The organism is Pseudomonas sp. 2822-17 (assembly GCF_002742485.1).
GTDB classification, from domain to species: Bacteria; Pseudomonadota; Gammaproteobacteria; order Pseudomonadales; family Pseudomonadaceae; genus Aquipseudomonas; species Aquipseudomonas cyclaminis.
In genome coordinates, this window is record NZ_LJRZ01000392.1 from 274121 (window position 1) to 300970 (window position 26850).

General features: G+C 59.4%; 19 protein-coding genes. 6 read left to right on the plus strand and 13 right to left on the minus strand.

Annotation, left to right across the window (positions count from 1 at the left end):
* Positions 1 to 18 precede the first annotated feature (18 nt).
* From infB to AOA60_RS13245, 6 genes are all read left to right on the plus strand, one after another.
* Positions 19 to 2535 carry a translation initiation factor IF-2 gene (infB, locus tag AOA60_RS13220; RefSeq protein WP_099584793.1) on the plus strand — a complete coding sequence of 839 codons (2517 nt, stop codon included), beginning with the start codon at positions 19 to 21 and terminating at the stop codon, positions 2533 to 2535.
* 159 nt (positions 2536 to 2694) lie between these two features.
* Entirely contained in the window at positions 2695 to 3090 is a 396-nt protein-coding gene (gene rbfA, locus AOA60_RS13225; RefSeq protein ID WP_003176137.1) for a 30S ribosome-binding factor RbfA, read from the plus strand.
* A gap of 3 nt (positions 3091 to 3093) precedes the next feature.
* The gene (gene truB, locus AOA60_RS13230) at positions 3094 to 4011 is read left to right on the plus strand and encodes a tRNA pseudouridine(55) synthase TruB (protein WP_099584794.1); all 918 of its coding nucleotides are present in this window, start codon (positions 3094 to 3096) and stop codon (positions 4009 to 4011) included.
* Positions 4012 to 4126: 115 nt separating this feature from the next.
* The gene (gene rpsO / locus AOA60_RS13235) at positions 4127 to 4396 is read left to right on the plus strand and encodes a 30S ribosomal protein S15 (RefSeq protein WP_003176135.1); all 270 of its coding nucleotides are present in this window, start codon (positions 4127 to 4129) and stop codon (positions 4394 to 4396) included.
* Positions 4397 to 4592: 196 nt separating this feature from the next.
* Positions 4593 to 6698, plus strand: coding sequence for a polyribonucleotide nucleotidyltransferase (gene pnp, locus AOA60_RS13240; protein ID WP_099584795.1), 2106 nt, complete (start codon positions 4593 to 4595; stop codon positions 6696 to 6698).
* A 295-nt stretch (positions 6699 to 6993) separates the two neighbouring features.
* Positions 6994 to 7614 carry a BON domain-containing protein gene (locus AOA60_RS13245; protein WP_099584796.1) on the plus strand — a complete coding sequence of 207 codons (621 nt, stop codon included), beginning with the start codon at positions 6994 to 6996 and terminating at the stop codon, positions 7612 to 7614.
* 147 nt (positions 7615 to 7761) lie between these two features.
* Here the strand turns inward: AOA60_RS13245 and AOA60_RS13250 are convergent, their stop codons facing one another.
* The 13 genes from AOA60_RS13250 to gluQRS all read right to left on the minus strand — a co-directional run bounded on the left by AOA60_RS13250 (position 7762) and on the right by gluQRS (position 26791).
* On the minus strand, positions 7762 to 10695 hold the full coding sequence (locus AOA60_RS13250) for a DUF748 domain-containing protein (RefSeq protein WP_099584797.1): 2934 nt from the start codon (positions 10693 to 10695) through the stop codon (positions 7762 to 7764).
* Between the two features lie 87 nt (positions 10696 to 10782).
* Positions 10783 to 11799, minus strand: a complete 1017-nt coding sequence (locus AOA60_RS13255) for a class I SAM-dependent rRNA methyltransferase (protein WP_099584798.1) — start codon at positions 11797 to 11799, stop codon at positions 10783 to 10785.
* A 55-nt stretch (positions 11800 to 11854) separates the two neighbouring features.
* Positions 11855 to 12724: an oxygenase MpaB family protein gene (locus AOA60_RS13260; protein WP_099584799.1), complete on the minus strand. Its 870-nt coding sequence runs from the start codon at positions 12722 to 12724 to the stop codon at positions 11855 to 11857.
* 16 nt (positions 12725 to 12740) lie between these two features.
* The gene (acs, locus tag AOA60_RS13265; protein WP_099584800.1) at positions 12741 to 14678 is read right to left on the minus strand and encodes an acetate--CoA ligase; all 1938 of its coding nucleotides are present in this window, start codon (positions 14676 to 14678) and stop codon (positions 12741 to 12743) included.
* A 105-nt stretch (positions 14679 to 14783) separates the two neighbouring features.
* Positions 14784 to 16448, minus strand: a complete 1665-nt coding sequence (gene pgi / locus AOA60_RS13270) for a glucose-6-phosphate isomerase (RefSeq protein WP_099584801.1) — start codon at positions 16446 to 16448, stop codon at positions 14784 to 14786.
* Between the two features lie 224 nt (positions 16449 to 16672).
* Positions 16673 to 17524 carry a pantoate--beta-alanine ligase gene (panC, locus tag AOA60_RS13275; RefSeq protein ID WP_099584802.1) on the minus strand — a complete coding sequence of 284 codons (852 nt, stop codon included), beginning with the start codon at positions 17522 to 17524 and terminating at the stop codon, positions 16673 to 16675.
* Positions 17521 to 18321 (minus strand): 3-methyl-2-oxobutanoate hydroxymethyltransferase, encoded by an 801-nt coding sequence (panB, locus tag AOA60_RS13280; protein ID WP_099584803.1) that lies wholly within the window; start codon positions 18319 to 18321, stop codon positions 17521 to 17523. The genes panC and panB overlap by 4 nt, the downstream gene beginning before the upstream one ends.
* Positions 18322 to 18688: 367 nt before the next feature.
* Complete coding sequence (gene folK, locus AOA60_RS13290) at positions 18689 to 19174, minus strand: 2-amino-4-hydroxy-6-hydroxymethyldihydropteridine diphosphokinase (protein WP_099584805.1); 486 nt, start codon at positions 19172 to 19174, stop codon at positions 18689 to 18691.
* A 2-nt stretch (positions 19175 to 19176) separates the two neighbouring features.
* Positions 19177 to 20577 (minus strand): polynucleotide adenylyltransferase PcnB, encoded by a 1401-nt coding sequence (locus tag AOA60_RS13295; RefSeq protein WP_099584806.1) that lies wholly within the window; start codon positions 20575 to 20577, stop codon positions 19177 to 19179.
* 699 nt (positions 20578 to 21276) lie between these two features.
* Positions 21277 to 22704: a sigma-54 dependent transcriptional regulator gene (locus AOA60_RS13300; RefSeq protein WP_099584807.1), complete on the minus strand. Its 1428-nt coding sequence runs from the start codon at positions 22702 to 22704 to the stop codon at positions 21277 to 21279.
* Between the two features lie 22 nt (positions 22705 to 22726).
* Positions 22727 to 25681 (minus strand): sensor histidine kinase, encoded by a 2955-nt coding sequence (locus AOA60_RS13305; protein ID WP_160385051.1) that lies wholly within the window; start codon positions 25679 to 25681, stop codon positions 22727 to 22729.
* Positions 25665 to 25841, minus strand: coding sequence for a hypothetical protein (locus tag AOA60_RS13310; protein ID WP_003176118.1), 177 nt, complete (start codon positions 25839 to 25841; stop codon positions 25665 to 25667). Before AOA60_RS13310 ends, AOA60_RS13305 begins: the two co-directional genes overlap by 17 nt.
* A 62-nt stretch (positions 25842 to 25903) precedes the next feature.
* The gene (gluQRS, locus tag AOA60_RS13315) at positions 25904 to 26791 is read right to left on the minus strand and encodes a tRNA glutamyl-Q(34) synthetase GluQRS (RefSeq protein WP_099584809.1); all 888 of its coding nucleotides are present in this window, start codon (positions 26789 to 26791) and stop codon (positions 25904 to 25906) included.
* Between the last annotated feature and the right edge of the window lie 59 nt (positions 26792 to 26850).

Here is a 26850-nt window from a genome sequence, read left to right on the forward strand (position 1 = left end):
GCCTGAGGAGAGAAGTGCATGACGCAAGTCACGGTGAAACAACTGGCCGATGAGGTCAAAACACCGGTAGAGCGCCTGTTGCAGCAGATGCGTGAGGCAGGTCTGCCGCACACCGCCGCCGATGAAGGTGTGAGCGATAGTGAGAAGCAGTCTTTGCTGACTCACTTGAAGAGCAGCCACAAGGCGAAAGTGGAAGAACCGCGCAAGATTACATTGCAGCGCAAAACTACCAGCACCCTGCGTGTTGCTGGTAGCAAGAGCATCAGCGTTGAAGTACGCAAGAAAAAAGTCTTCGTACAGCGCAGCCCGGAAGAAATCGAAGCCGAGCGCAAACGCGAACTGGATGAACGTCGCGCAGTAGAAAATGCTGCTCGTCAGAAGGCTGAAGAAGAATCCAAGCGTCGCGCCGAAGAAGAAGCGCGCCGTCAGCCTGCTGCTGCGCAAACTGCTTCGACTGATGCGGTCGCTGCTCCTGCAGAAGCTGTGCGTGAGGCCGCTCCGGTTGCCGCTGCACCAGCACCTGCTGCCGATGCCCGCAAGCGCGAGGAACCTCGTCGTCCGGACAAACCACGTGCCGACGATAACAATCGTCGCGGTGGCGGTGGCGATGGCGAGCGCAAAAACGCTCCGCATCGCGCTTCGGTCAAAGAGAAAGCGCCTGCGCCACGCGTTGCCCCACGTACTACCGACGAAGAAAGCGATGGCTTCCGTCGTGGTGGTCGCGGCAAGGCCAAGCTGAAGAAGCGCAACGCCCACGGTTTCCAGAGCCCAACCGGCCCTGTCGTGCGTGATGTGCAGATCGGCGAGACCATCACTGTTGGCGATCTCGCCAACCAGATGTCGGTCAAGGCTGCTGAAATCATCAAGTTCATGTTCAAACTGGGTACTCCAGCGACCATCAACCAGGTGCTTGATCAGGAAACTGCTCAGCTGGTAGCCGAAGAACTGGGCCACAAAGTGACCCTGGTCAGCGACACCGCCCTGGAAGACTCCCTGGCAGAGTCCCTGAAGTTTGAAGGTGAGACGTTCTCCCGTGCGCCAGTTGTGACCGTAATGGGCCACGTTGACCATGGTAAGACGTCGCTGCTCGACTATATCCGTCGTGCCAAGGTAGCTGCTGGCGAAGCCGGCGGTATCACCCAGCACATCGGTGCATACCACGTTGAAACCGAGCGCGGCATGGTCACCTTCCTCGACACCCCTGGTCACGCCGCGTTTACTGCAATGCGTGCCCGTGGTGCCAAGGCGACTGACATCGTGATCCTGGTAGTTGCAGCGGACGACGGCGTGATGCCGCAGACCATTGAAGCTGTCCAGCACGCCAAGGCCGCTGGTGTTCCACTGGTTGTTGCCGTGAACAAAATCGACAAGCCGGGCGCCGATCTTGATCGCATCCGTAGCGAACTGTCGGTTCACGGCGTGACGTCTGAAGAGTGGGGCGGTGATACGCCGTTCGTTTCGGTTTCGGCGAAAGTCGGTACTGGCGTGGACGAACTGCTCGAAGCGGTCCTGCTGCAAGCTGAAGTACTCGAACTGAAAGCAACCCCATCGGCCCCAGGTCGTGGCGTTGTGGTTGAATCGCGTCTCGACAAAGGTCGTGGCCCGGTTGCAACCGTTCTGGTTCAAGACGGTACCCTGCGCCAAGGCGACATGGTCCTGGTCGGTTCGAACTATGGCCGTGTACGTGCCATGCTCGACGAGAACGGCAAGCCAATCAAGGAAGCCGGTCCTTCCATCCCTGTCGAGATCCTCGGCCTGGACGGTACCCCGGACGCTGGCGACGAGATGAGCGTGCTGTCGGACGAGAAGAAAGCCCGTGAAGTGGCTCTGTTCCGTCAAGGCAAGTTCCGCGAAGTCAAACTGGCTCGCGCTCACGCCGGCAAGCTGGAAAACATCTTCGAGAACATGGGCCAGGCAGAGAAGAAGACGCTGAATATCGTCCTCAAATCTGACGTTCGTGGTTCCCTCGAAGCGTTGAACGGCGCCTTGAATGGCCTGGGTAACGACGAAGTGCAAGTGCGTGTTGTGGGTGGCGGTGTCGGTGGTATCACCGAATCCGACGCTAACCTGGCACTGGCTTCCAACGCTGTATTGTTCGGCTTCAACGTGCGTGCCGATGCTGGCGCACGGAAGATCGTCGAGCAGGAAGGCCTGGACATGCGTTACTACAACGTCATCTACGACATCATCGAAGACGTCAAGAAAGCCCTCACCGGTATGCTTGGCAGCGACGTTCGGGAAAATATCCTGGGTATCGCCGAGGTGCGTGACGTGTTCCGCTCGCCGAAATTCGGTGCGATCGCCGGTTGCATGGTTATCGAAGGTACTGTGTACCGTAACCGTCCGATCCGTGTACTGCGTGAAGACATCGTTATCTTCGAAGGCGAGCTGGAATCCCTGCGCCGCTTCAAGGATGACGCTTCCGAAGTACGTGCCGGCATGGAATGCGGTATCGGCGTCAAGAGCTACAACGACGTCAAGCCTGGCGACAAGATCGAAGTCTACGAGAAGGTTCAGGTTGCTCGCAGCCTCTAACTCGCGCACTTCCGGAGCCACGTCGCGTGTGGGCATGAAAATGCCCCGCGCAGCGTACGGACTCTAAACGCAACGCCCGGTCTGGCTTTTGTCAGGCCGGGCGTTTGCCGCTTTCAGACCCCACGGGTTTCACCGTGTGGCAGTAACAGGTAACAAGACATGGCAAAAGAATACAGCCGTACCCAACGTATCGGCGATCAGATGCAGCGCGAGCTGGCCCAACTGATCCGTCGCGAAGTCAAAGACCCGCGCGTTGGCCTGGTCACTATCACCGCCGTTGAAGTGAGCCGTGACGTGGGTCACGCCAAGATCTTCATCACTGTGATGGGGCAGGACAACAGCGAAGAAATCGCACAAAGCATCAAGGTGCTCAACTCTGCCGCCGGTTTCCTGCGCATGCAGTTGGCCCGCGAAATGAAGTTGCGCAGTGTTCCGCAGTTGCACTTCCACTACGACGAAAGCGTCGTGCGTGGTGCGCACCTGTCGGCGTTGATCGAGCGCGCCGTGGCTGAAGACAGCCAGCATCCGTCCACACCTGAAGACGCCAAGGAGTAAGCGGTGGCTCAGGTCAAACGTATCCGTCGCAACGTCAGCGGCATCATTCTGCTCGACAAGCCCATTGGCTTTACCTCCAATGCCGCGTTGCAGAAGGTCCGCTGGCTGCTCAATGCCGAGAAAGCCGGGCATACCGGTAGCCTGGATCCCCTGGCTACCGGCGTACTGCCGTTGTGCTTTGGCGAAGCGACCAAGTTCTCGCAATACCTGCTGGATTCCGACAAGGGTTACGAAACCCTGATGCAACTGGGCAAGACCACCACCACGGCGGATGCCGAAGGTGATGTTTTGCAGGTTCGCGAGGTGACCGTTGGTCGTGCTGATATCGAAGCCGCTTTACCCGCTTTTCGTGGGCAAATCAGTCAGATACCGCCGATGTACTCGGCTCTCAAACGTGACGGGCAGCCACTTTACAAGCTGGCACGTGCGGGCGAAGTAGTGGAGCGTGAACCGCGTTCTGTTACTATTGCGCGCTTGGAATTGCTCGCCTGTGAAGGTGAAACCGCACGCCTGGCCGTGGACTGCAGCAAAGGCACCTATATCCGTACCCTGGTGGAAGATATTGGTGAACAGCTCGGTTGCGGCGCGTACGTTGCAGAACTGCGACGCACCCAGGCCGGACCTTTCAGCCTCGCTCAGACGGTCACGCTGGAAGAGTTGGAAGCGGTACACGCCGAAGGCGGCAATGAAGCGGTTGATCGCTTCCTGATGCCATCGGACAGCGGTTTGCTGGATTGGCCGTTGCTGCACTTCTCGGAGCACAGCGCGTTCTACTGGCTCAACGGCCAGCCGGTACGTGCCCCGGATGCTCCGAAGTTCGGCATGGTGCGGGTACAGGATCATAACGGTCGCTTTATCGGTATCGGTGAAGTGAGCGAAGACGGGCGCATCGCGCCGCGTAGACTGATTCGGTCAGAATGACCGGACGAGTGTGGCTGTTAACAGGCACGGTCAACACTCATTTTTAGATACAGGGATTTGTCCCTGGCCTGTTGAAACTGCCCTTTGGGTGGTTTCCTGAAAAAAGGATTGCCTCATGGCTCTCGACGTTCAAGAAAAAGCACAAATCGTTGCTGACTATCAGCAAGCTGTTGGTGACACTGGTTCGCCAGAAGTGCAAGTTGCACTGCTGACCCACAACATCAACAAGCTGCAAGGTCACTTCAAGGCCAACGGTAAAGATCACCACTCCCGTCGTGGTCTGATCCGCATGGTAAACCAGCGTCGTAAGCTGCTGGATTACCTGAAAGGCAAGGATCTGGGTCGTTATCAGGCTCTGATCGGTCGCCTGGGTCTGCGTCGCTAATAAGCGATTGCGCTAGAGGTTGGTTGTCTGCCGTGTGTCATCGGGATTCCCGTTGGCTCATGGTAGGCTCCCAGCCTCAAGTTTTATCTGGATACACGTTTTACCCCCTGGACAAGGGTTGGGCCGATTCCCGACATTGCCCAAGAATTTCGCAAGAAAACAAGTTCCCCAAGAGCCACAAAGAAGGTAGGACACCGTGAACCCGGTTATCAAAAAATTCCAGTTCGGTCAGTCGACCGTTACCCTTGAGACAGGCCGTATCGCCCGTCAAGCCTCCGGCGCAGTGCTGGTTACCGTTGATGACGACGTTACCGTATTGGTGACCGTTGTTGGCGCCAAGACCGCTGATCCGAGCAAGGGCTTCTTCCCTCTTTCTGTTCATTACCAGGAAAAGACTTACGCTGCCGGTAAGATCCCTGGCGGTTTCTTCAAGCGTGAAGGTCGTCCTTCCGAGAAAGAAACCCTGACTTCCCGACTGATCGACCGTCCGATCCGTCCGCTGTTCCCTGAAGGCTTCATGAACGAAGTGCAGGTTGTCTGCACCGTCGTTTCCACCAGCAAGAAAACCGATCCGGACGTTGCTGCAATGATCGGTACGTCGGCTGCCCTGGCGATCTCCGGTATTCCTTTCGATGGCCCGATCGGCGCTGCCCGCGTTGCTTTCCACGAAAGCACCGGCTACCTGCTGAACCCGACTTACGAGCAACAGAAAGCATCGAGCCTGGACATGGTCGTTGCCGGTACCTCGGAAGCCGTATTGATGGTTGAATCGGAAGCCAAAGAGCTGACCGAAGACCAGATGCTGGGCGCCGTATTGTTTGCTCACGACGAATTCCAGGTTGTGATCAACGCAGTTAAAGAACTGGCTGCCGAAGCTGCCAAGCCTACTTGGGCCTGGGCTCCACAAGCCGAAGCTACCGAACTGCTGGGCGCTATCCGCTCCGAGTTCGGCGCTGCCATCTCCGACGCCTACACCATCACCGTCAAGGCCGACCGTTACGCTCGCCTGGGCGAGCTGAAGGATCAGGTTGTAGCCAAGCTGTCCGGTGAAGAAGGCCAGCCTTCTTCCAGCGAAGTCAAAGCTGCATTCGGTGAAATCGAATACCGCACCGTTCGCGAAAACATCGTTAACGGCAAGCCACGTATCGACGGTCGTGACACCCGCACCGTACGTCCGCTGAACATCGAAGTCGGCGTTCTGCCGAAGACCCACGGTTCGGCACTGTTCACCCGTGGTGAAACTCAGGCTCTGGTAGTTGCGACCCTGGGTACCGCCCGTGACGCACAGCTGCTGGACACCCTGGAAGGCGAGAAAAAAGACCCGTTCATGCTGCACTACAACTTCCCTCCGTTCTCGGTGGGCGAGTGTGGTCGTATGGGTGGTGCTGGTCGTCGCGAAATCGGTCACGGCCGTCTGGCCCGTCGTTCGATTTCCGCAATGTTGCCTGCTGCTGACGTGTTCCCGTACACCATCCGTGTTGTGTCGGAAATCACTGAATCCAACGGTTCCAGCTCCATGGCTTCCGTTTGCGGTGCTTCCCTGGCCCTGATGGACGCCGGTGTACCGATGAAGGCACCGGTTGCCGGTATCGCCATGGGTCTGGTTAAAGAAGGCGAGAAGTTCGCCATCCTGACCGACATCCTGGGCGACGAAGATCACCTGGGCGACATGGACTTCAAAGTAGCCGGTACCGCTAAAGGTGTTACCGCGCTGCAGATGGACATCAAGATCAAAGGCATCACCGAAGAAATCATGGAGATCGCTCTGGGCCAAGCCCTGGAAGCGCGCCTGAACATTCTCGGCCAGATGAACCAGATCATTGGCCAGTCGCGCACCGAGCTGTCGGAAAATGCTCCGACCATGATCGCGATGAAAATCGACACCGACAAAATCCGTGATGTTATCGGTAAAGGTGGCGCGACCATCCGTGCGATCTGCGAAGAAACCAAGGCTTCGATCGACATCGAAGACGACGGCTCGATCAAAATCTTCGGCGAAACCAAGGAAGCGGCTGAAGCTGCACGTCAGCGCGTCCTGGGCATCACCGCTGAAGCCGAGATCGGCAAGATCTATGTTGGTAAGGTTGAGCGCATCGTCGACTTCGGCGCATTCGTCAACATCCTGCCGGGCAAAGACGGTCTGGTTCACATCTCCATGCTGAGCGACGCTCGTGTTGAGAAAGTGACCGACATTCTGAAAGAAGGCCAGGAAGTGGAAGTGCTGGTACTGGACGTGGACAACCGCGGCCGTATCAAGCTGTCCATCAAGGACGTAGCAGCAGCCAAGGCTTCGGGCGTTTAATTACCCGCAGGTTTAAGCTGAACAAAAGGACCCTTCGGGGTCCTTTTTTCATGGGCGCGGGAAAGTGAAGCGAAATCAGCCGTTTAGCCCAATGCAAAAGCCGCAACTTGCATGCAGGCACGACGGCCTTCATGCAAGTTGCACGATTCCGGAAATATTCAATATTCATAAGTTGTTGTTTTATAAGGGTTTAATTGAAGGCTTCGACTTGGCACACTGCCTGCAATATCCCTGTTAACGCTGCAGCATCAAGGTTCACGTACTGCAGACTTTTAATAAAACAGGAGTTACTCGTATGAAGAAGTTCGCTCTCGCTACTGCTACCGCTCTGACTCTGGCCATGGGTGCTAACGTAGCCTTTGCTCAGACTTCCCAAGCCCCTATGACGTTGGCGGCTGGCGAAGCTACCAAGGCCAAGGAAAGCGTTTCGGATACTTGGATCACCACCAAAGTCAAATCCGACCTGCTGACCGAAAAGGGCATTCCTGGTTCGGACATCAAGGTTGAAACCAACAAAGGCGTGGTTTCCCTGTCCTCGACAGTCGCTATCTCTGACGCACAGAAAGCTACTGCTGTCGCGATCACCAAAAAGATCAAAGGCGTCACTGCTGTTTCCGCTGATGGCCTGATGGCTGGCGGTGCTACCAAAGCAGATGGCATCGACAAAACCAAAGGCGCAGCCCATGACGCCAAGGAAACCACCAGCGACACTTGGATCACCACCAAGGTAAAAGCTGACCTGGTTACCGAAAAGGGTATTCCTGGCACCGACATCAAGGTCGAAACTAACAAAGGCGTTGTTTCCCTGTCGTCGACCGTAGCCGTTAGCGAAGCGCAGAAAACCACTGCTGTAGCGATTACCAAGAAAATCAAAGGCGTTAAAGCTGTCTCGGCCGATGGCCTGAAAGCAGAGTAACGCTGGACAGTTCGTTTGACTTAAGCGGCGGCCACGAGTGAGCTAGATATCCACTCAATGCACCTCTAAGGTTCATGCGACCGACCACACGGATGTGGTCAACTCAGGCCCCGGCACTAGTGTCGGGGCCTGTTCTATTGGGCCAGGTTATTCGGCATCCAGGTGCATGAGCGTTACCACACGGCCATCTTTCTCCGCCTGGCCCAGGTTGGCATCAATAAAGTACACGCGGTCGTCTTCCAGCTGGCCCTTGTCCACCAGGTAATCCTTGATGGTGCTGGCACGATCCTGGCCGAGTTGCCGCAGCAGCACGTCGCTATTGCTCCAGAACTTGATCACGCCGTCACGCAGCTTGGCTGACCGGTCATCGCGGCTCAGGTCTTTCCACTCCGCAGGTGGCTGTTGTTTCACGCGGGTACGGTAGATGCCTTCGAGCAACGGTGCTTTTTCGCTTTCCGGAACGACCAGCAACGACGCCTGAGCCGGGACTTTATCGCCGCGGCGCTGGAGGATTTTGTAATAGTTGTACTGGTATTCGCGTTCCAGGCGTTCGGCGGCCAGGAAAGGGCCGTCGCTGCTGGCAGCCGCTGTGCCTTCAATTTCCAGGCGTAGGGCTGGGCGTTCCTTGAGTGCCTTGGCCAGTGTGTTCAGCGCGCTCTCGGCGTCTTTGCTCAACTCGCTGGAACCCGGGGCGAAGGACACATTGCCCAAGTCCTCCGAGCCGCCCCCGGTGACCAACCCGCCGATAAACTTGAACGGCGCTGTCGCTGCACGGACCACCAGGTTACGCAGGGTCTGCCACACAATCGGCATCACGCTGAATTGCGGGTTGTTCAGGTCGCCAGTAACCGGCAGCTCGATCGAGATCTTGCCGTCGGTGTCCTTGAGCAAGGCGATTGCCAGACGAATCGGCAAGTCCACGGCATCGGCGCTGTCGACCTTCTCACCCAGTTGCAGTTGCTCGACCACCACCTTGTTCTCGGCCTTCAACTGGCCTTTGGTGATCACGTAGTGCAGGTCGAGGTTCAGGCGGCCCTTGCGGATACGGAAGCCGGCGAACTTGCCTGAATAAGGCGTCAATGTGGTCAGCTCAACGCGTTTGAAACTGGTGGCGATGTCCAGCGCTGACATCGGGTCAAACGGGTTTACGCTGCCTTTGATCGTCACCGGCGCGTAGCGGTCCACCTTGCCCTTGATATCGACGCTGGCCGGTTTGGCCTGACGGCTGTCAATCGTGCCGATCTGTCCGTTGAGCTGTTGAATGGCGGTGGCGAAGTTGGGTGTAAGACTGAAGTCGGCAAAATTGGCCGAGCCGTCGTTGATAGCAATCTGCCCGATACGAATGCCCAGGGGTTTATCGTTGCTCGCAGCAGGCTTGGCCGTCGATTTGGCGCCTGTGTCGGCTGGCTGCGGGATCAGCAGGTCGTCGACGTTGGTGGTGCGGTCATCGTTGATCATGAACCGCGCATAGGGTTGCAACAGGTTGACCTTGTCGATCGACAGGCTGTTGCCGTGCTGATAGTTCAGACCCTCGACGACCACACGCTGCCATTTGAGGAAGTCACGGGTCTTCAGGGTGTCCAAGGTGTGCAACTGGTCAACCTGCGCCCGCCCGGTAATCTGCAGCGCCAGGGGCTCGGTGCTTTTCAGGTTCACGTCGAGGTCACTGCCGAGCATGCCACTGCGCAGTTCAAGACGGATAAACGGGCTGATATAGGACTGGGCGACCCGCAGGTCGATGTCCTTGGTGGTGACCTTCAACTTGGCGCTGACCGGGTTGAGGTTGACTTCGCCGGTCGCCTGGATCTTGCCTTGCTTGCCCAGGCCGCTGTCGACCTTGAGGGTGAATGGGCTCTGGTTGAGGCTGTCGAAATTCTGTACATCGACATTCAGCGGGCCCAGCTCCAGCGCTACGGCTGGTTTGACCTGTCGGTCGGCCAAGTGCACTTGATAGTTGCGCAGTTGCACGTCCTTGAGCAGCACCTGCCAAGGTTTGCTTGGCGCAGCGGGTGCAGTCTTTGGCGAATCGGCGGTGGCGGGCGCCGTGGCTGGCTCCGGCGCCTTGGCTGGCTTGCTCGGTTGGCTGGCGAACAGTTTCTGCCAGTCCAGTTGCCCATCGGCTTCACGGGCGGCCCAGGTTTCCAGTTTGTTGCTGCGGATCTTGCCGACCACCACTTGTTGCTTGGCCAGGTCCACCGTGGTCTCGCTGACGTCCAGGCGCTCCAGGCGCACCAGCGGGCGGCCATCCGGCGCCTTGATGGCGAACGGCGCGATGCTGGCGGCTGTGTTTGTCAGGTTCAGCTCGGTTTCTTTGGCCAGGCTGAATTTATAGTCGGTACTGAAGTTGAGCACACCGTCTTCGAGGACCAGGGGCAGCGCGTCACGCACATACGGCCACCAGGCTTTCATCTTGCCGTCAGTGACCTTCAGCGTACCTTCGGACGTGATCGGCACCAGGCTGAAGTTGCCTTTCCAGTCGATCTGCCCGCCCTCAGGGCCTGCCGCGACCAAGGTCATGTCGGCATTGTCTTCAGGCAAGGTGCTGAGGTTTTTGAGCTCAAAGTCGAGTTTGTCGTAGAGAAATTCGATCGGCTCGCTGGGGCGTAGATCCTGGAAGTGCACATAACCGCCGGCCAGCTTGATGCTGTCGATACGCAGTGGGAACGGCTTGGCGTCGGGATCGGCGGGGGACGGTTCGCTCGCAGGCAATTTGAGCAACTGCGCCAGGTTCAATTGGCCAGACTTGTCGAACAGCAGCTCGGTCTTGGGCTGATCCAATTGCACATCGGCCAGATGCAGTGCGCGGGTCCACAGGCTGTCGATCTGCAGGTTGGCGTAAAGGCGCTCAAAACCTACCTGTTCCTTGCCGGGTTCACCAATCTTCAGGCCCCATGCGGTGACTTCCAGGCTGAACGGATTGAGCTCGATGCGCTCGATCCGCGCCGGCACCGTGGCGTAATTGGCCAGTTGTTGGTTGGCAATGCGAAGGGCGATGCCCGGCAGAATCAAAAAGCCCAGCAAGCTGTACAGGGCAAGGGCGGTCAACAAGGCGCCAGTGGCGCGAATCAATCCTTTGGACATGGGGCGGCGCCATCTATATCGAACAGGAGTGCCTTGGAGTATGGCACGGGTTTTCGGTTCCGAAGAGCCGGGGCTTTGGGACGTGTCCTACAGCTGGAGTATCAGTGTTTTCAGGGGTGGCTGCTGATCCTGTGAAGGAAAATCCGCCCCCGGTGTCATGATTTGCCAGTCGCGCACGGGGCGCCCGGCTTTTTCCGCACAGCGCAGGACCTGTTCGCGCCAATCCTCCATGCTGACTTTTGCCAGGTTGTTGCAGCAAATCAGCACGCCGTTGTCGGCGGTGGCCAGCAGTGCGGGCTTGAGCAGGCTTTGGTAGTCGCGCAACAGGTCGACGGTACCAAAGGCGCTCTTGGCCCAGGCCGGAGGATCGAGCAGCACCAAGTCATATTGACGCTGTTCAAGACGCGGGTAGCTCGGCAGTTTCTGCCCGCGCCGTTGGGTAATCGGCAGCCCGGCCAGCTGGCGAATCGCCGGGAAGTAGTCGGACTGCACAAACGCCATGCTCGGCAGTTTTGGGTTGAGCAGGCCGTTTTCACGCCCGACCGCCAGGTTGCCTTCAGCGAAGTCCAGGTTGCACACCTCACTCGCGCCACCGGCCGCGGCGCTCAGGCCCACGCCGCAGGTGTAGGCGAACAGGTTCAGCACGCTTTTGCCGGCACTGTGCTCTTTGACCCAGCCGCGTGTATTGCGCAGGTCGAGGAACAGCAAAGGATCCTGCCCGGCATGGCGGCCACGCACACGGTAATTGAGGCCCCATTCGTGGCCGACCAGGTCTTCCAGTGCTGCGGGTCCGGCGCGATAGACCGTGTCTTCGCGGTCGATCCGCGAGTTGCCACGGGAGCGGTCGTTGTAGATCAGCAGCAACTCCAGGCCCAGGTACTGGTTGATCAGTTGATGCAGGTCCAGCAGGTCTGCTGTTTCCAGCGACTGATGGAAACTCTGCACCAGCAACTGCGGGCCGTAGCGGTCGATGGTCAGGCCCCCGGCACCTTCCTGGCTGCCGTGGAACAGGCGATAGCAATCGGTGCCTTGGGCGTGCAGCTCGTTGATCAGGTCTTGGCGATGATCGAGGGCGGCGCGCAGCGCCTGATTCAAGGGAGACATGGAGCGCGCCTGGCTGTAAATGAGGGCGCGAAGTTTAACAGCTATAGGGCCTTGCCTACATCAACCCCATCCGTCGGTGTGCCCGTTGTACCGAACCATTGCGCATCGCCCAGCGCAGCAGCGGCGCACTGCGCTTGACCCCGGCGCGGATCATCTGGCGTTGCATCGGGTTCTGCCGCTGACCGAGCATGGCGCTGGCCCAGTCCGGCAGCAGGTCGATTCCGGCCTGCATCATCAAGGCGCCAAACGGCTTGGCCAACGTGCTGGGCGAAGGCGCGTTCAGCAGCAGGCGCAGTACTTCGCGGCTGCGTTCGTCACACAGCAATTGCGGGCGGATGCGCTCCAGATAATCGGAAATTTCCTGCCGTGATCGCGGTACATTCCGTGCGCCCAAGCGCTCCGCTATCAAGGCGATTTCGCTGTAGTAACGATCCTGGTCGCGCCCCGAAAGCGTCGGGTTGCGATAGCGCAAATGGGCGGCGAGAAAGTTACTCACCTCCGCTACATGCACCCAGGTCAGCAGGTCCGGGTCGCTTGCCGCATAAGGCCGCCCATCCGGGGCATGGCCGACCACCTGCAAATGAATGGTGCGCACTTTTTCGATCAGCCAGTCGGCATCTTTGCGCGAACCGAAGGTAGTGCCGGAAATGAACTGCGAAGTGCGCCGCAGGCGCCCGAGCATGTCCTGGCGAAAGTTCGAATGGTCCCACACGCCGGCCAGGGCCAGAGGATGCAGGGCTTGCAGCATCAACGCACTGATACCGCCGATGAGCATGCTGCTGAAGTCGCCATGAACTTGCCAACTGACCGAGTCCGGCCCGAACAGGCCGGGATCGCCCTTGGGGTTTTCCAGGTCCAGTTGGCCCAGTGACAAGCCGGTGAGGCTCATCAGTTGGGTTTCGATACGGCTGCGGATAAATTCCATGGCGACTCAGGGGTTCCTAGCGGTTCAGGCGTTTGTCGATCAGGCCGTCCACGACGCTGGGGTCGGCGAGGGTCGAGGTATCGCCAAGGCTGTCCAGTTCGTTGCAGGCGATCTTGCGCAAAATCCTGCGCATGATCTTGCCGGAGCGGGTTTTCGGCAAGGCTGGTGCCCATTGGATCAGTTCCGGCTTGGCAAAGCTGCCGATTTCCTTGCTGACCAGCTCCAGCAGGTGTTTTTTCAGCGCATCGCTGGGTTCCACGCCGTTCATGGGGGTGACGAAGGCGTAGATGCCCTGGCCTTTGACATCGTGGGGGTAGCCCACCACCGCAGCCTCGGCCACTTGGTCGTGGAGCACCAGCGCACTTTCCACCTCGGCGGTGCCGATACGGTGCCCGGACACGTTGATCACATCGTCGATACGTCCGGTGATCCAATAATCGCCGTCTTCATCGCGACGTGCGCCGTCGCCGGTGAAGTAGTAGCCGGGGTAGGGCTTGAAATAGGTGTCGATCATCCGCTGTGGGTCGCCGTAGACACTGCGGATCTGGCCCGGCCAGCTCGCCTTGATCGCCAGTACGCCGCTGCCGGCGCCCGTGATCACCTTGCCCTGTTCATCCAGCAACACCGGTTGCACACCAAACATCGGCTGGGTGGCGCAGCCCGGCTTGATCCGCTGGGCGCTGACCAACGGGCTGAGCATGATGCCGCCGGTCTCGGTCTGCCACCAGGTATCCACAATCGGGCAGCGTTGTTCGCCCACGGCGTTGAAGTACCAGTCCCAAGCCTCTGGATTGATCGGCTCGCCCACGCTGCCCAGTAAACGCAGGCTGGCGCGGGAGGTGTTTTCCAGTGGGCCGTGGCCCTCGCGCATCAAGGCGCGCAAGGCCGTTGGGGCGGTGTAGAAAATATTCACCTGGTGTTTATCGATGACCTGCCAGAACCGCGAGCTATCCGGGTAGCTCGGCACGCCCTCGAACATCAGCGAGGTGGCGCCATTGGCCAGCGGGCCATACACGATGTAGCTATGGCCGGTGACCCAGCCCACATCGGCGGTGCACCAGAACACCTCGCCGTCTCGGTAATCGAGCACGTATTTGAAGGTCATGGCCGCCTGCAGCAGGTAGCCGCCGGTGGTGTGCAGCACGCCTTTGGGTTTCCCGGTGCTGCCGGAGGTGTAGAGGATGAACAGCGGGTCTTCGGCGTCCATCGGCTCTGGCGGGCAATCGTCGCTGGCCGCGTCCACGGCCTGCTGGTAGTTGAGGTCGCGGTCTTCGCTCCAGTTCACGGCGGCACGGGTGCGTTGCACCACCACGACGGTGCTGACATTCGGACAACTGGCCAGGGCCTTGTCGACATTCTGTTTCAAGGCCACGGGCTTGCCGCCGCGCACGCCTTCATCGGCGGTGATCACGGTCCGACAGTCGGCGTCGAGAATACGGTCGCGCAGCGCATCCGGCGAAAAGCCACCAAACACGACTGAGTGCACGGCGCCAATCCGCGTGCAGGCCAGCATGGCGTAGGCCGCTTCCGGGATCATCGGCATGTAGATGCACACGCGATCGCCTTTATTCACCCCACGGCTTTTCAGCACGTTGGCCAGGCGGCAGACGTTTTTGTGCAGTTGGCGGTAGGTGATGGTGCAAGAGTTTGTCGGATCATCGCCCTCCCAGATGAAGGCCGGCTGATCGGCGCGTTGTGCCAGGTGACGGTCGATGCAGTTGTAGCTGACGTTCAGTTGGCCGCCGGCAAACCATTGGGCCGCGCCCGTGCGGATGTCCGAGTGTTGAACGGTGTGCCAGGGGGTGATCCAGTCGAGAAAGCCCTTGGCCTGTTCGGCCCAGAACGTATCGGGTTGCTCAATGGATTGACGATAGAGGCGCTGGTAGTCCTCTTGACTGAGTTGCGCAGCCCGACGGACGGCATCGGCGGTGGGAAACGTGCTGATATCGAACATGAGCGATCCTTATTCTTGTTTTTGCGACAAGCTATAAAGATGCACCCTGTGTGAGGAGGGTTCAAGGCCAACGTCCAAACGGACGTTGGCCCTGCGATACCTGGATCAGCCGCGGTGACGGCCGCGGAAGTAGTTGATCAGGCCCTGGGTCGAAGCGTCTTCGGCCAAGGTTTCTTCGGCGCCGGTCAGGCGGTTGTAGACGCCCTTGCCCAGCTCTTTACCCAGCTCCACGCCCCATTGGTCAAAGGCGTTGATACCCCAGATCACGCTCTGCACGAACACTTTGTGCTCATACATGGCAACCAGCGCACCGAGGCGACGCGGGCTGATGCGCTCCACCACCAGGGTATTGCTCGGACGGTTGCCCGGGATCACCTTGTGAGGGGCCAGCTTCTGCACTTCGTCTTCCGGGATGCCCTTGTCGCGCAGCTCGGATTCGGCTTCGCTGCGGGTTTTGCCGAGCATCAGAGCCTGGCTCTGGGATAGGCAGTTGGCGTACAGCCACTGATGATGATCGGACACCGGGTTGAAGCTGACGATCGGCACGATGAAGTCGGCCGGGATCAGTTGAGTCCCTTGGTGCAGCAACTGGTGGTAAGCATGCTGACCGTTGCAACCCACGCCACCCCAGATCACCGGGCCAGTATCGGTGGACACCGGTTTGCCATCCTGGCGCACGCTCTTGCCGTTGGATTCCATATCCAGCTGTTGCAAATGTTTGGTGATGTTACGCAGGTAGTGATCGTACGGCAGGATCGCATGGCTCTGCGCACCCCAGAAGTTGCCGTACCACACGCCCAGCAGGCCCAGCAGCACCGGCATGTTCTGCTCGAAGGGCGCGTTCTGGAAATGCTGGTCCATGGTGTAGGCACCGGACAGCAGTTCCTTGAAGTTGGACATGCCGATGGCCAGGGCAATAGGCAAGCCGATGGCCGACCACAGCGAGTACCGGCCGCCGACCCAGTCCCACATCGGGAAGATGTTTTCTTCGCGGATACCGAAGGCCACGGCTGCCGCGTTGTTGCTCGACACGGCAATGAAGTGGCGGTACAGCTCGGCTTCCGAGCCACCCTGGGCCAGGTACCAGGCGCGGGCGGCCTGGGCGTTTTTCAGGGTTTCGAGGGTGTTGAAGGATTTCGACGAGACGATAAACAGCGTGGTTTCGGCGCGCAGCTTCATGGTCAGCTCGTGGAACTCGCTGCCGTCGATGTTCGCCAGGTAATGGCAGCGCACGCCTTTGTGGGCGTAGGACAACAGCGCTTCGGAGACAAGTTCCGGGCCGAGGAACGAGCCACCGATGCCGATGTTCACCACGTCGGTGATGGGCTTCTCGGTGTAGCCACGCCACAGGCCGTCATGGATGCGGCCGACCAGGTCAGTGATCTGGTTCAGCACCTTGTGCACGTCCGGCATGATGTTCACGCCGTTGACCGACAGCTTGTCGCCCACCGGGCGGCGCAGGGCGGTGTGCAGGGCAGGGCGGCCTTCGGACGAGTTGACCGGCTCGCCAGCGTACAGCGAGTCGATCGCGTCCTTGAGGCCGACTTCCTTGGCCAGGCCGACGAGCAGGTCGCGGGTTTCGCTGGTGATCAGGTTTTTCGAGTAATCGAGGAAAAGTCCGCAGCTGCTCAAGGTGAATTGGGAAAATCGCTGGGGATCGGCATTGAACGCTTCGCGCATGCTGAAATCCTGCATGGCTTGGCGATGTTGATTGAGCGCTTGCCAGGCGGGCAGAGCGGTAACGTCATGAGGGGTGCGGTAGTACGCCATCGCTGCGGGTTTCCTTTTATTACGGGGACTGCCTTTAGGACACTTCAAAGCCCGGAACATCCAGTCTTATCTCAAGGAATGGGTTCCAGACAGCGCTAACTATAGCGCCGGGCGATTACATTAAACCTAGCGTGTCGATATGTCTTGGCTTTGTCTGCGCTGTGGCCGGTACTTTTTTATACCGGCACGGCGAGCAGGGCAATCGGCGGGGTGTATTGCGGGGTTTAAATGAGGTTCAGATGCAGGTTGTCGATCAGGCGGGTCGTGCCCAGGAAGGCCGCCACCAGGATGACGATGTCCTTGTCCTCGGGGGTTGCCGGGCGCAGATGCACGCCCTGGCGCACTTCGAGGTAATCCAGGCGCAACCCGGCTGCTTCGATCTGCTTGACCTGTTCGGCGCGCAGCGCGGCAAAGTCGTGGTCACCGTTCTTGATGGCGGCGGCAATATGGCTGAGGCAGCGATACAGCACCGGCGCGATCCCACGTTCCTCTGCATTGAGGAAACCGTTGCGCGAGGACAGCGCCAGGCCGTCTTCGGCGCGCACGGTGGGCTCGCCGATGATCTGGATCGGCATGTTCAGGTCATGGACCATGGCGCGAATCACGGCCAGTTGCTGGTAATCCTTTTGACCAAATACCGCGATGTCCGGCTGGACCATGTTGAACAGTTTGCTGACCACGGTCGCCACGCCTTCGAAATGCCCAGGACGGCTGGCGCCGCACAAGCCTTCGGACAGTTGCGGCACGCTGACGCGGGTCTGGCCGGTCATGCCACCGGGGTACATCTCTTCGACGGTCGGTGCGAACAGCAGGTTGCAGCCCGCTTGCAGGAGCTTTTCCTGGTCGGCGGCGAGGGTGCGGGGATACTTGTCCAGGTCTTCACCCGCGCCAAATTGCAGCGGATTGACGAAGATGCTGGCGACGACAAAGTCCGCTTGCTGCACAGCCTTGGTCACCAGGGTGGCGTGGCCGCTGTGCAGGTTGCCCATGGTGGGCACGAAGCCAATGCGTTTACCGGCCATGCGGGCGTGGGCGACGGCGGATCGTAGTTCGCGTACGGTTCTTACGGTGTTCATGCAGAGAATCCGTGTTCGGCGCCTGGGAAGGTCACGCCTTTGACTTCGCTGACGTAAGCGCTCAATGCCGCGTGGATGCTGTCCTGGCCGGTCATGAAGTTCTTCACGAACTTTGGCACGCGGCCGGTAATCGACAGGCCGAGCATGTCGTGGAGCACCAGCACCTGCCCATCGGTGGCCGAGCCCGCGCCAATGCCGATCACTGGCACTTTGACGGCCTGGGTGATTTCGGCGGCGAGTTCGCTGGGCACGCATTCAAGCAGGATCATCGCAACGCCCGCTTGCTCCAGGGCAATGGCATCGGCACGCATCTGGCGCGCCTGGGCTTCGTTGCGGCCTTGTACCTTGTAGCCGCCGAGGATGTTCACCGACTGTGGCGTAAGGCCCATATGTGCGCACACCGGCACGCCGCGTTCAGCCAGCAGGCGAATCGACTCGGCGAGCCACACGGCACCTTCCACTTTGACCATGTGCGCACCGGCGCGCATCAGTTTGCCAGCGTTGAGGAAGGTCTGTTCGACCGTGGCGTAGTCCATGAACGGCAGGTCGGCGATGATGAAGGCGCCGTTGTTACCGCGCTTGACGCTGGCCGTGTGGTAGGCCAGTTCATCGGTGGTCACGGGGAGGGTGCTGTCATTCCCTTGAAGAACCATGCCCAGGGAGTCGCCTACCAGCAACACCTCAACCCCGGCCTGGCAGCTGGCGTGGGCGAAGGTAGCGTCGTAGCAGGTCAGCATGGTGATTTTTTCACCTTTGAGCTTGAGGCTCTGCAAGGTGGTCAGGGTAATGTCTGGCATGAAAAGGGTCCTCGTTCAGGCGCTTGGAAACAGCGAGTTACGCGCGTGAGTCTTCGTTTTATACAGGCGCACCGTCTTGAGAGCAGTGCTTATAAGGCCTGGATTGCGCCCTTCAGCGCCGGGTTGGCGGCAGCGGGACGCCTATAGTCGTGAGGAGGACACGGGAAGTCAATTGGATGTGTTACCGCATTGTTACGATGACGGTGTTACCGCTGTTACTGACGCGATTCAGCAAATGGGAAAGCGATTTTGAGGGTGTAGGTGATCAAAATGTGGGAGCTGGCTTGCCTGCGATGCAGGCGCCTCGGTCTTTCAGTGAAACCGAGGTGATGCTATCGCAGGCAAGCCAGCTCCCACATTGATCGAGTCAGTTTTGGGGCAAGCGTTCCAGGCCGACAAACGGGCAGGCGGTCAGCAAGTCGTTGAGCGTTTGACCGTTGGGCAGTTGCAGCGATGCGGGCGCTAGCTCGGCCAGTGGATACAGCACAAATGCGCGCAGGTGCATCTGGTAGTGCGGGACCTTGAGGCGCGGTTCATCGATCAGTTGATCGCCAAACAGCAGGATATCCAGGTCAAGCGTGCGCGGCCCCCAGCGCTCCAGGCGTTCGCGGCCCTGGTCGTTCTCGATGGCTTGCAGCGCATCCAGCAGGTCCAGGGGCGCGAGGTTGCTGTCCAAGGCGGCGACCGCATTGGTGTAGCGCGGCTGGCCTGGGAGCAGGGAATCACTTTGATAGAAGGCAGAGACGCCTGAGACGTGGGTGCCGGGCAACTGCGCCAGCGCTTCGATAGCGCTGCGCAATTGTTGCTCCGGGGCAGCGAGGTTGCTGCCCATGCCGATGTAGATACGTTCCACGTTTATTCGCCTGCGGCGCCCGAGGCATCAGCGCTGCGTTTGCGCTTGCTGCCGCTGCGACGACGTTTTTTAGGTCCTTCGCCGACACCATCACCCTTGCTGCCGAGGTCGCGAATCATGTCGCGGCGCTGGCTGTCGTTGGCGTCCTGGTAGTCGGTCCACCATTCGCCCAGGCCATCGGTCTGCTCGCCGGCACTTTCGCGCAGCAGCAGGAAGTCATAGCCCGCCCGGAAGCGCGGGTTGTCCAGCAGCAGGTCGGCGCGCTTGCCGCTACGGCGGGGCAAGCGTTCCTGCATGTCCCAGATTTCGCGGATCGGCATGGTGAAGCGTTTCGGAATGGCGATACGCTGGCACTGTTCGGCAATCAACTCGTGGGCGGCTTCCTGCATCGCTGGAATCGGCGGCATGCCACGGTCCTGTAAACGCAGTACGCGTTTTGGCAGGGCTGGCCACAACAGGGCAGCAAACAGGAACGCCGGGGTGACCGGTTTGTTCTGCTTGATGCGCAGGTCGGTGTTGATCAAGGCTTCGCTGATCAGCGTGTGGGTATAAGTCGGGTTGTGTTCCAGTGCCTCGGCGCTGGCCGGGAACAGTGGGTCGAACAACTGCAGGTCCACGAGCATCTCAAAGGTGTCGGCGGCGTAGCCCGACAAGAACAGCTTGAGCACCTCTTCGAACAGGCGCGCGGACGGGATTTCCCGCAGCATCGGTGCCAGGTCGCGAATCGGCGCGGCAGTGTGTTTCTCGATGCCGAAGTTGAGCTTGGCGGCAAAACGCACGGCCCGCAGCATGCGCACCGGGTCTTCCTGGTAGCGCTGTGTCGGGTCGCCGATCAAGCGGATCAGGTTGTTACGGATATCGTGTACGCCATTGGCGTAATCGAGGATGCGCTCGCTGACCGGATCGTAATACAGGGCGTTGATGGTGAAGTCACGGCGTTGCGCGTCTTCTTCCAGGGTGCCGTACACGTTGTCGCGCAGAATGCGCCCGCTCTCGTTGCGCGAGGACTGATTGGTGTCTTCCTCGTCATCGTTTTGCGGGTGACCGGCGCGGAAGGTCGCGACTTCGATGATTTCGCGACCGAAGTGGATATGCACCAACTTGAAACGCCGACCGATGATCCGCGCATTGCGAAACTCGGCGCGGACCTGCTCAGGCGTGGCGCTGGTGGCGACGTCGAAGTCCTTGGGCGTGATATTGAGCAGCATGTCGCGTACGCAGCCGCCCACCAGATAAGCCTGGTAGCCGGCGTTCTGCAAACGTTCGACGATGTTCACCGCATAACGGCTGAACTGAGCGCGCTGCAATGAATGCTGATTGCTGTTAAGCACTTCAGGCGTGCTGCGAATGTGTTGCGTACGACGCAAGGGAGAACGGAATGACTGGAACAACTTCTTCAGCATGGGATGCACTGTTTGAAGGAATGTTCGGCCATAACGAAGAATGACCGCATGATGGGCCGGGATTCTAGCATTTAGTCAGGGGATGGTGTAGGAACAAGCTACAGGCATTGCGCCATAAGCCTTTGAAACGTCAAATTCCAGAAACTACAAGGGGAGCCGAAGCTCCCCCAGAAGTAGTTGCGTGCTCTATTTTTATTATTGGTTTCGGGCTTTTTGTTTTTGTTGATCGCCCTCGCCATGAAGCTTCACCTTCATGACACTCCCAATCGGGAGTCAAGAGCAAACGGATTGCTTTGGTCGCTGTGTTGCTGATCTACGATCCAACCAGTTCAGGCTCTGCCTTAGGGCAGTTTTTGTTGTTCTCGGCCTGGTTGCGGGGCAAGCCCCAAATGCAACGCCTCTCCAAAAGAATCAGTTAGCTGCGCCTCCGCCGTGTTGTTTTTGTTATGCGTGAGTCGATTCGTCTTATTTTTATTGTCTTGTACAAAGCTTGTTATTGTTTTTGTACTAAGCACATAGCAGGGTGCGTGCCAACTTTTGCGAGGCCCAATAAAACCAGGGGTTTGAGGGGTTTTCGGGTTTTTGACGGACCAAAAAAAGCCGGGGCTCCGTTACCGTAAGCCCCGGCTTTTGTTACGCAAAAAATCAGCGGTAACAGTTTTTTCACATTACTGGGTGTTACCTGTAGGGGCGAACCCCTCAGCTTTCGCTGGCCACACCGGTCTTGCGGCGTGGAATACCCAGGCGCTGGCGCCGTTCCCACAGGCATTTGCGGCTCACGCCCAGTTTGCGTGCCAATTCGGTCTCGGTCATGTGGTCCTGATGCTCAAGGACGAAGTGCTGGAAGTAATCCTCCAGTGACAAATCCTCTGTCGGCTCATGGCTGGTATTGCTGGCGCCCTGTTGCGGGGCCAGACCCATGAAGTCGTCGTCTTCCAAGTCACTGAGCTCGATATCGATACCCAGCAGCTCGGCGGAAATTTCCGGGCTCTCCGACAGAATCACCGCGCGTTCTACCGCATTCTCCAACTCACGTACGTTACCCGGCCACGAGTAATGTCGAATGGCCTGCTCGGCGTCCGGTGCAAACTTCAGGTCGGTACGGTTGATGCGCGCACTCTGGCGCAGCAGGAACGCGCTGGCGATCTCGTTGACGTCGGCGCCGCGTTCACGCAGAGCCGGCAGCTTGAGTGCGATCACGTGCAGGCGGTAGTACAAGTCTTCACGGAACTGGCCGATCTTGGCGAGGCTCTTGAGGTCCCGGTGGGTCGCCGCGATCAGGCGCACATCGACCTTCTGGGATTGCACCGAACCCACCCGACGAATTTCACCTTCCTGCAGCACGCGCAGCAAGCGTGCTTGTGCTTCCAGTGGCAGCTCGCCGATTTCATCAAGGAACAGCGTGCCGCCGTCCGCCGCTTCCACCAGGCCCGCACGTCCGGCGCTGGCGCCAGTGAACGCGCCTTTTTCGTGGCCAAACAGTTCGGATTCGATCAGGGATTCGGGGATCGCCGCGCAGTTCACCGAGATCATCGGCGCCTTGGCGCGTTTGGACAGGTTGTGCAGGGCGCGCGCCACCAATTCCTTACCGGTGCCTGACTCGCCCTGGATCAATACATTGGAGTCGGTAGGCGCCACTTTGCGGATCTTGCTGTACAGGTCCTGCATTGGTGGGCAGGAGCCGATGATGCCAATCTCGCCGTTGCTGTTGTCGACACCCGGTTTTTCGGCAGCCTTGCCGGCGGGCCGTTGTTCGGCTGGCGCGCTGCTGGCCGACTGACGGTCACGCAGGATGCGCGCCACGGCCTGGAGCATTTCATCGTGGTCGAAGGGTTTGGCGATGTAATCCACCGCGCCCATCTTCATGGAGTCCACTGCCGAGCGCAGGCTGGCGTAGCTGGTCATGATCAGCACCGGCGTGCCCTGGCCAAGCTTGATCAGTTCGGTGCCCGGCGCGCCAGGCAGGCGCAGGTCACTGACAATCAGGTCGAACGTGGGAATGCTGAAACGCTCTTGGGCTTCCTGCACCGAGCCGGCTTCGCTGACTTGGTACTGGTTACGTTCAAGCAGGCGACGCAAGGCAGAGCGGATAATGGTTTCGTCTTCGACGATCAAAATGTGCGGCATTGATTCAATTCTCTCGACGGTCTCAGTTCACAGCGGACGTCGCTTCGACATGACGCGGCAAGGTCACCCGAATACGGGTACCGCGTTGGCTTTCGGTGTCAGCCGGGCTGTCGATGGTGATTTGTCCATAATGCTCTTCAACGATGGAATAGACCAGTGCAAGGCCCAGACCGGTACCTTCACCTGGATCCTTGGTGGTGAAGAAGGGTTCGAACAATCGGTCCATGATGTTCTGTGGAATGCCGCTACCTTCATCTTCGACGATCAGATCGACCGTGTGTTCGAAAGCCTCGGTCTTGACGCGTACTGCACCACCAGCCGGCGTTGCGTCGCGGGAGTTGGACAGCAGGTTGATCAGTACTTGGGCCAGGCGTTGTGAGTCGCCATCGACCCAATGATCGGGGTCGCACAGGTTGAAAAACTGTACTTCGAAATTGCGTCGGTTCAAGGCGAGCAGCCCAATGGCATCCTGCGCCACTTCGGCCAGACAGACGGCTTCGTCCTGATTCTGATGGGCGCCGGCATGGGCAAAGCTCATCAGCGACTGCACGATGCGTGAAACGCGTTTGGTCTGTTCGAGGATTTGCCCGCTGATCTCGGTAATTTCGCCGTCTTCTTCGCGCTCTTCGCGCAGGTTTTGCGCGAGGCAGGCAATACCGGTGATCGGGTTGCCAATCTCGTGGGCCACACCCGCCGCCAGGCGCCCAATACTGGCCAGGCGCTCGGAGTGCACCAGTTTGTCTTCGAGCATCTGGGTTTCGGTCAGGTCTTCCACCAACAGCACCAGGCCGCTGTTACCGGGGGCGAGGGGTTCGTCGATGGCGGCTTTGTGCAGGTTGAGCCAGCGGGTCTGGCCATCCAGGGCGAGATGTTGCTTGTGCAAGTGTTCGTCGGGCAGGTTGATAAATCCCTGGAGCAACTCTTTCCATGGATCGCCGAGTGTATTCAGGCGCGAGCCGACGACGCGCTGGGCGGCGATACCGGTGAGTTCTTCCATGGCTTTGTTCCACATCAGGATCTCCTGATCCTTGGCCAGGGAGCACACGCCCATGGGCAACTCTTGCAGCGTCTGGCGATGGTAGCGGCGCAAGGCATCGAGCTCGGCGGCAAGGCCCGTGAGGCGTGAGTGGTAATCCTCCAGCCGGCTCTCGATGAAATGGATGTCTTCGGTAACGTAGTTTTCGCCGCCGGCCTTGTAGGGCAAAAAGGTCTCTACCATGTCCTGGGACACGCTGGGGCCCATCAGGCCGGACAGGTTGGCTTCGATGCGGTCGCGTAACCGGCGTAGCGCATACGGGCGCCGCTCGTCGAATGGCAGGTAGAGATCGCGCAGCGCCTGTTCAACTTCTTTTTGCGCGGCTTTGGCGCCCAGGGGCTTGGCCAGTTGAGTGGCGAACTCCTGGGGCGAGGCCGCATGCAGTTCGCGCCGTTGCGGGCGACGTACGTTATCCACCGCGCATGCTTCGGCGGCGCTGGTTTCTTCGGGGCTGGCGTTGGTGAACAGCGAGATCAGGGTGAACATCAGGACGTTGGCGGCCAACGAAGCAATCGCGGCCATGTGCCAACTGGTGTCGTCCAGCACGTAAATCATGTTCAGCAGCGGGATGTAGAAACCCTGCAGGTTGCCGACCAGCGGCAACAGCATGGTGACGATCCACACCAGGATCCCGGCGAGCAGGCCCGCGATAAAACCTCGGCGATTGGCCGTCGGCCAATACAGCACCGACAGCACGCCCGGCAGGAACTGCAAGGTGGCGACAAACGCGACGATACCCAGGTTGGCCAGGTCTTGCCCGGCGCCGAGCAACAGGTAAAAACAGTAACCGGCCATGATGATCGCGACGATCAGCGCGCGGCGCGTCCACTTCAGCCAGCGGTAGATATTGCCTTCGGCCGGTGGCTGATAAAGCGGCAGCACCAGGTGATTGAGTGCCATGCCGGACAGGGCCAGGGTCGTGACGATGATCAACCCGCTGGCCGCCGACAAACCGCCGACATAAGCGAGCAGCGCCAATGCCGGGCTATTGGCGGCAATGCCGATGCCAAGGGTGAAATATTCGGGGTTGGTGGTGGCGCCCAACTTGAGGCCGGCCCACAGGATCAACGGCACTGCCAGGCTCATCAGCAGCAGGAACAGCGGCAACCCCCAACTGGCGCTGACCAGCGAGCGCGGGTTGAGGTTTTCGGTAAAGGTCATGTGGTACATGTGCGGCATCACGATCGCCGAGGCGAAAAACACCAGCAGCAGCGTTCGCCATGGACCTTCCTGCAGCGGAGTGTGGAGGGCGGCGAGGGCGGTCTGGTTTTGCAGCAGCCACAGTTCCAGCTGTTGAGGGCCGTCGAACACGCCATACAGCGCATAGAGGCCGACGCCGCCGATGGCGATCAGCTTGATCACTGACTCGAAGGCAATCGCAAACACCAGGCCTTCATGTTTTTCGCGGGTGGCGATATGGCGTGAGCCGAAGAAGATCGTGAACAGTGAAATCAGCGCGCAGAACGCCAGGGCCACCCGATGCTGCACCGGCTCACGGGTGAGGATGCTGATGGAGTCAGCCACCGCTTGTATTTGCAGGGCCAGCAAGGGCAGCACACCGATCAGCATGAACACCGTGGTCAGGGCCCCGGCCCAGGTGCTGCGAAAGCGGAAGGCAAACAGGTCGGCCAGGGACGACAGCTGATAGGTGCGGGTGATTTTCAGGATCGGGTACAGCAACACCGGCGCCAGCAAAAACGCGCCGGACACGCCAAGGTAGCTGGAGAGAAAGCCGTAGCCGTACTGATAGGCCAGGCCCACGGTGCCATAGAAGGCCCAGGCACTGGCGTACACGCCGAGGGACAAGGTGTAGGTCAACGGATGGCGAATGATCGCCCGCGGAATCATTCCGCGCTCACTGATCCAGGCAACGCCGAACAGTGCGGCCAGGTAGGCGGCGCTGATCAGCAGCATCTGGGTGAGGCTAAAGCTCATCGGCATCTTTTTGGCTCTGCAGGATGAAGGTCACGACGATCAGGATCAGCCACAGCAGATAAGGGCGATACCAGGCGCCCGTGGCGTCGATCCACCAATCCATGATGGCGGGAGAAAACAGGTAGATCCCGACGACCAGCAGCAGGACCAATCGATAGATGTACATGTTGGCCTCTGATTAAAAAACTGCGGCGATGGTAACGGATGCCCGGCAAGCTGCAAGCGCCTTCAGCTCAATTGCGCTTCGGCCAGGGTGAGTGTGCGCGGGATCAGCGTGGCATCCCAGTGCCGTATGCCCCAATCCAGCAGTTCCCGCGGGCTGGCGTGAAGCAGTTCGCTGCCGGGTTGCTGGCCGAGGGCGCGCAGCGCTCTTACTAGCAAGGGCGTGGCCTGGTCGGGCGTCAACGGCGGCGAGCGGTAGGATTTGCCCAGTTTGTTACCGTCCGGCTGGACGATCAACGGCACATGCAGGTAGCGCGGTTGGCGCAGGCCCAGCAGTTCTTGCAGATACAGTTGGCGCGGCGTGGAGTCGAGTAAATCGGCGCCCCGCACGATATCGGTAACACCTTGCCAGGCGTCATCCAGGACCACGGCCAGTTGGTAGGCATAGAGGCCGTCGCGGCGACGGATGACAAAGTCGCCCGCTTCGCGCCCCAGGTGTTGTCGGAATTCGCCCTGTACACGGTCAGTAAAGTGATATGAAAGCTCAGGAACACGTAAGCGGATGGCGGCATCTTGCTGCTCGTGGCCGGCATTGCGGCACAGGCCAGGGTAGATCCCGTTGTAGGGTTCCAGTTGTTTGCGCGAGCAGGTGCAGGCGTAGGCAAGGCCGTGGTTGAACATGTCGTTCAGCACTTTGGCGTAGGCCTCATGCCGCTCGCTTTGTCGGACCAGTTCACCGTCCCATTCAAAACCATAGCTTTCCAGGGCATGCAGGATCGCCGCCTGGGCACCGGGTTCTTCGCGGGGAGGGTCGAGGTCCTCCATGCGCATCAGCCAGCGGCCTTGGTTGGCGCGGGCATCAAGATAGGAGGCGAGGGCGGCGACCAGGGAGCCAAAGTGTAAATGGCCGCTGGGCGTGGGGGCGAAACGCCCGATATAGGTAGAGGCTGTCATGGGGCGGATACTACTGGAAATTCGGTAAACGCCAGAAACAAAAATGGGGCGTTCGCACG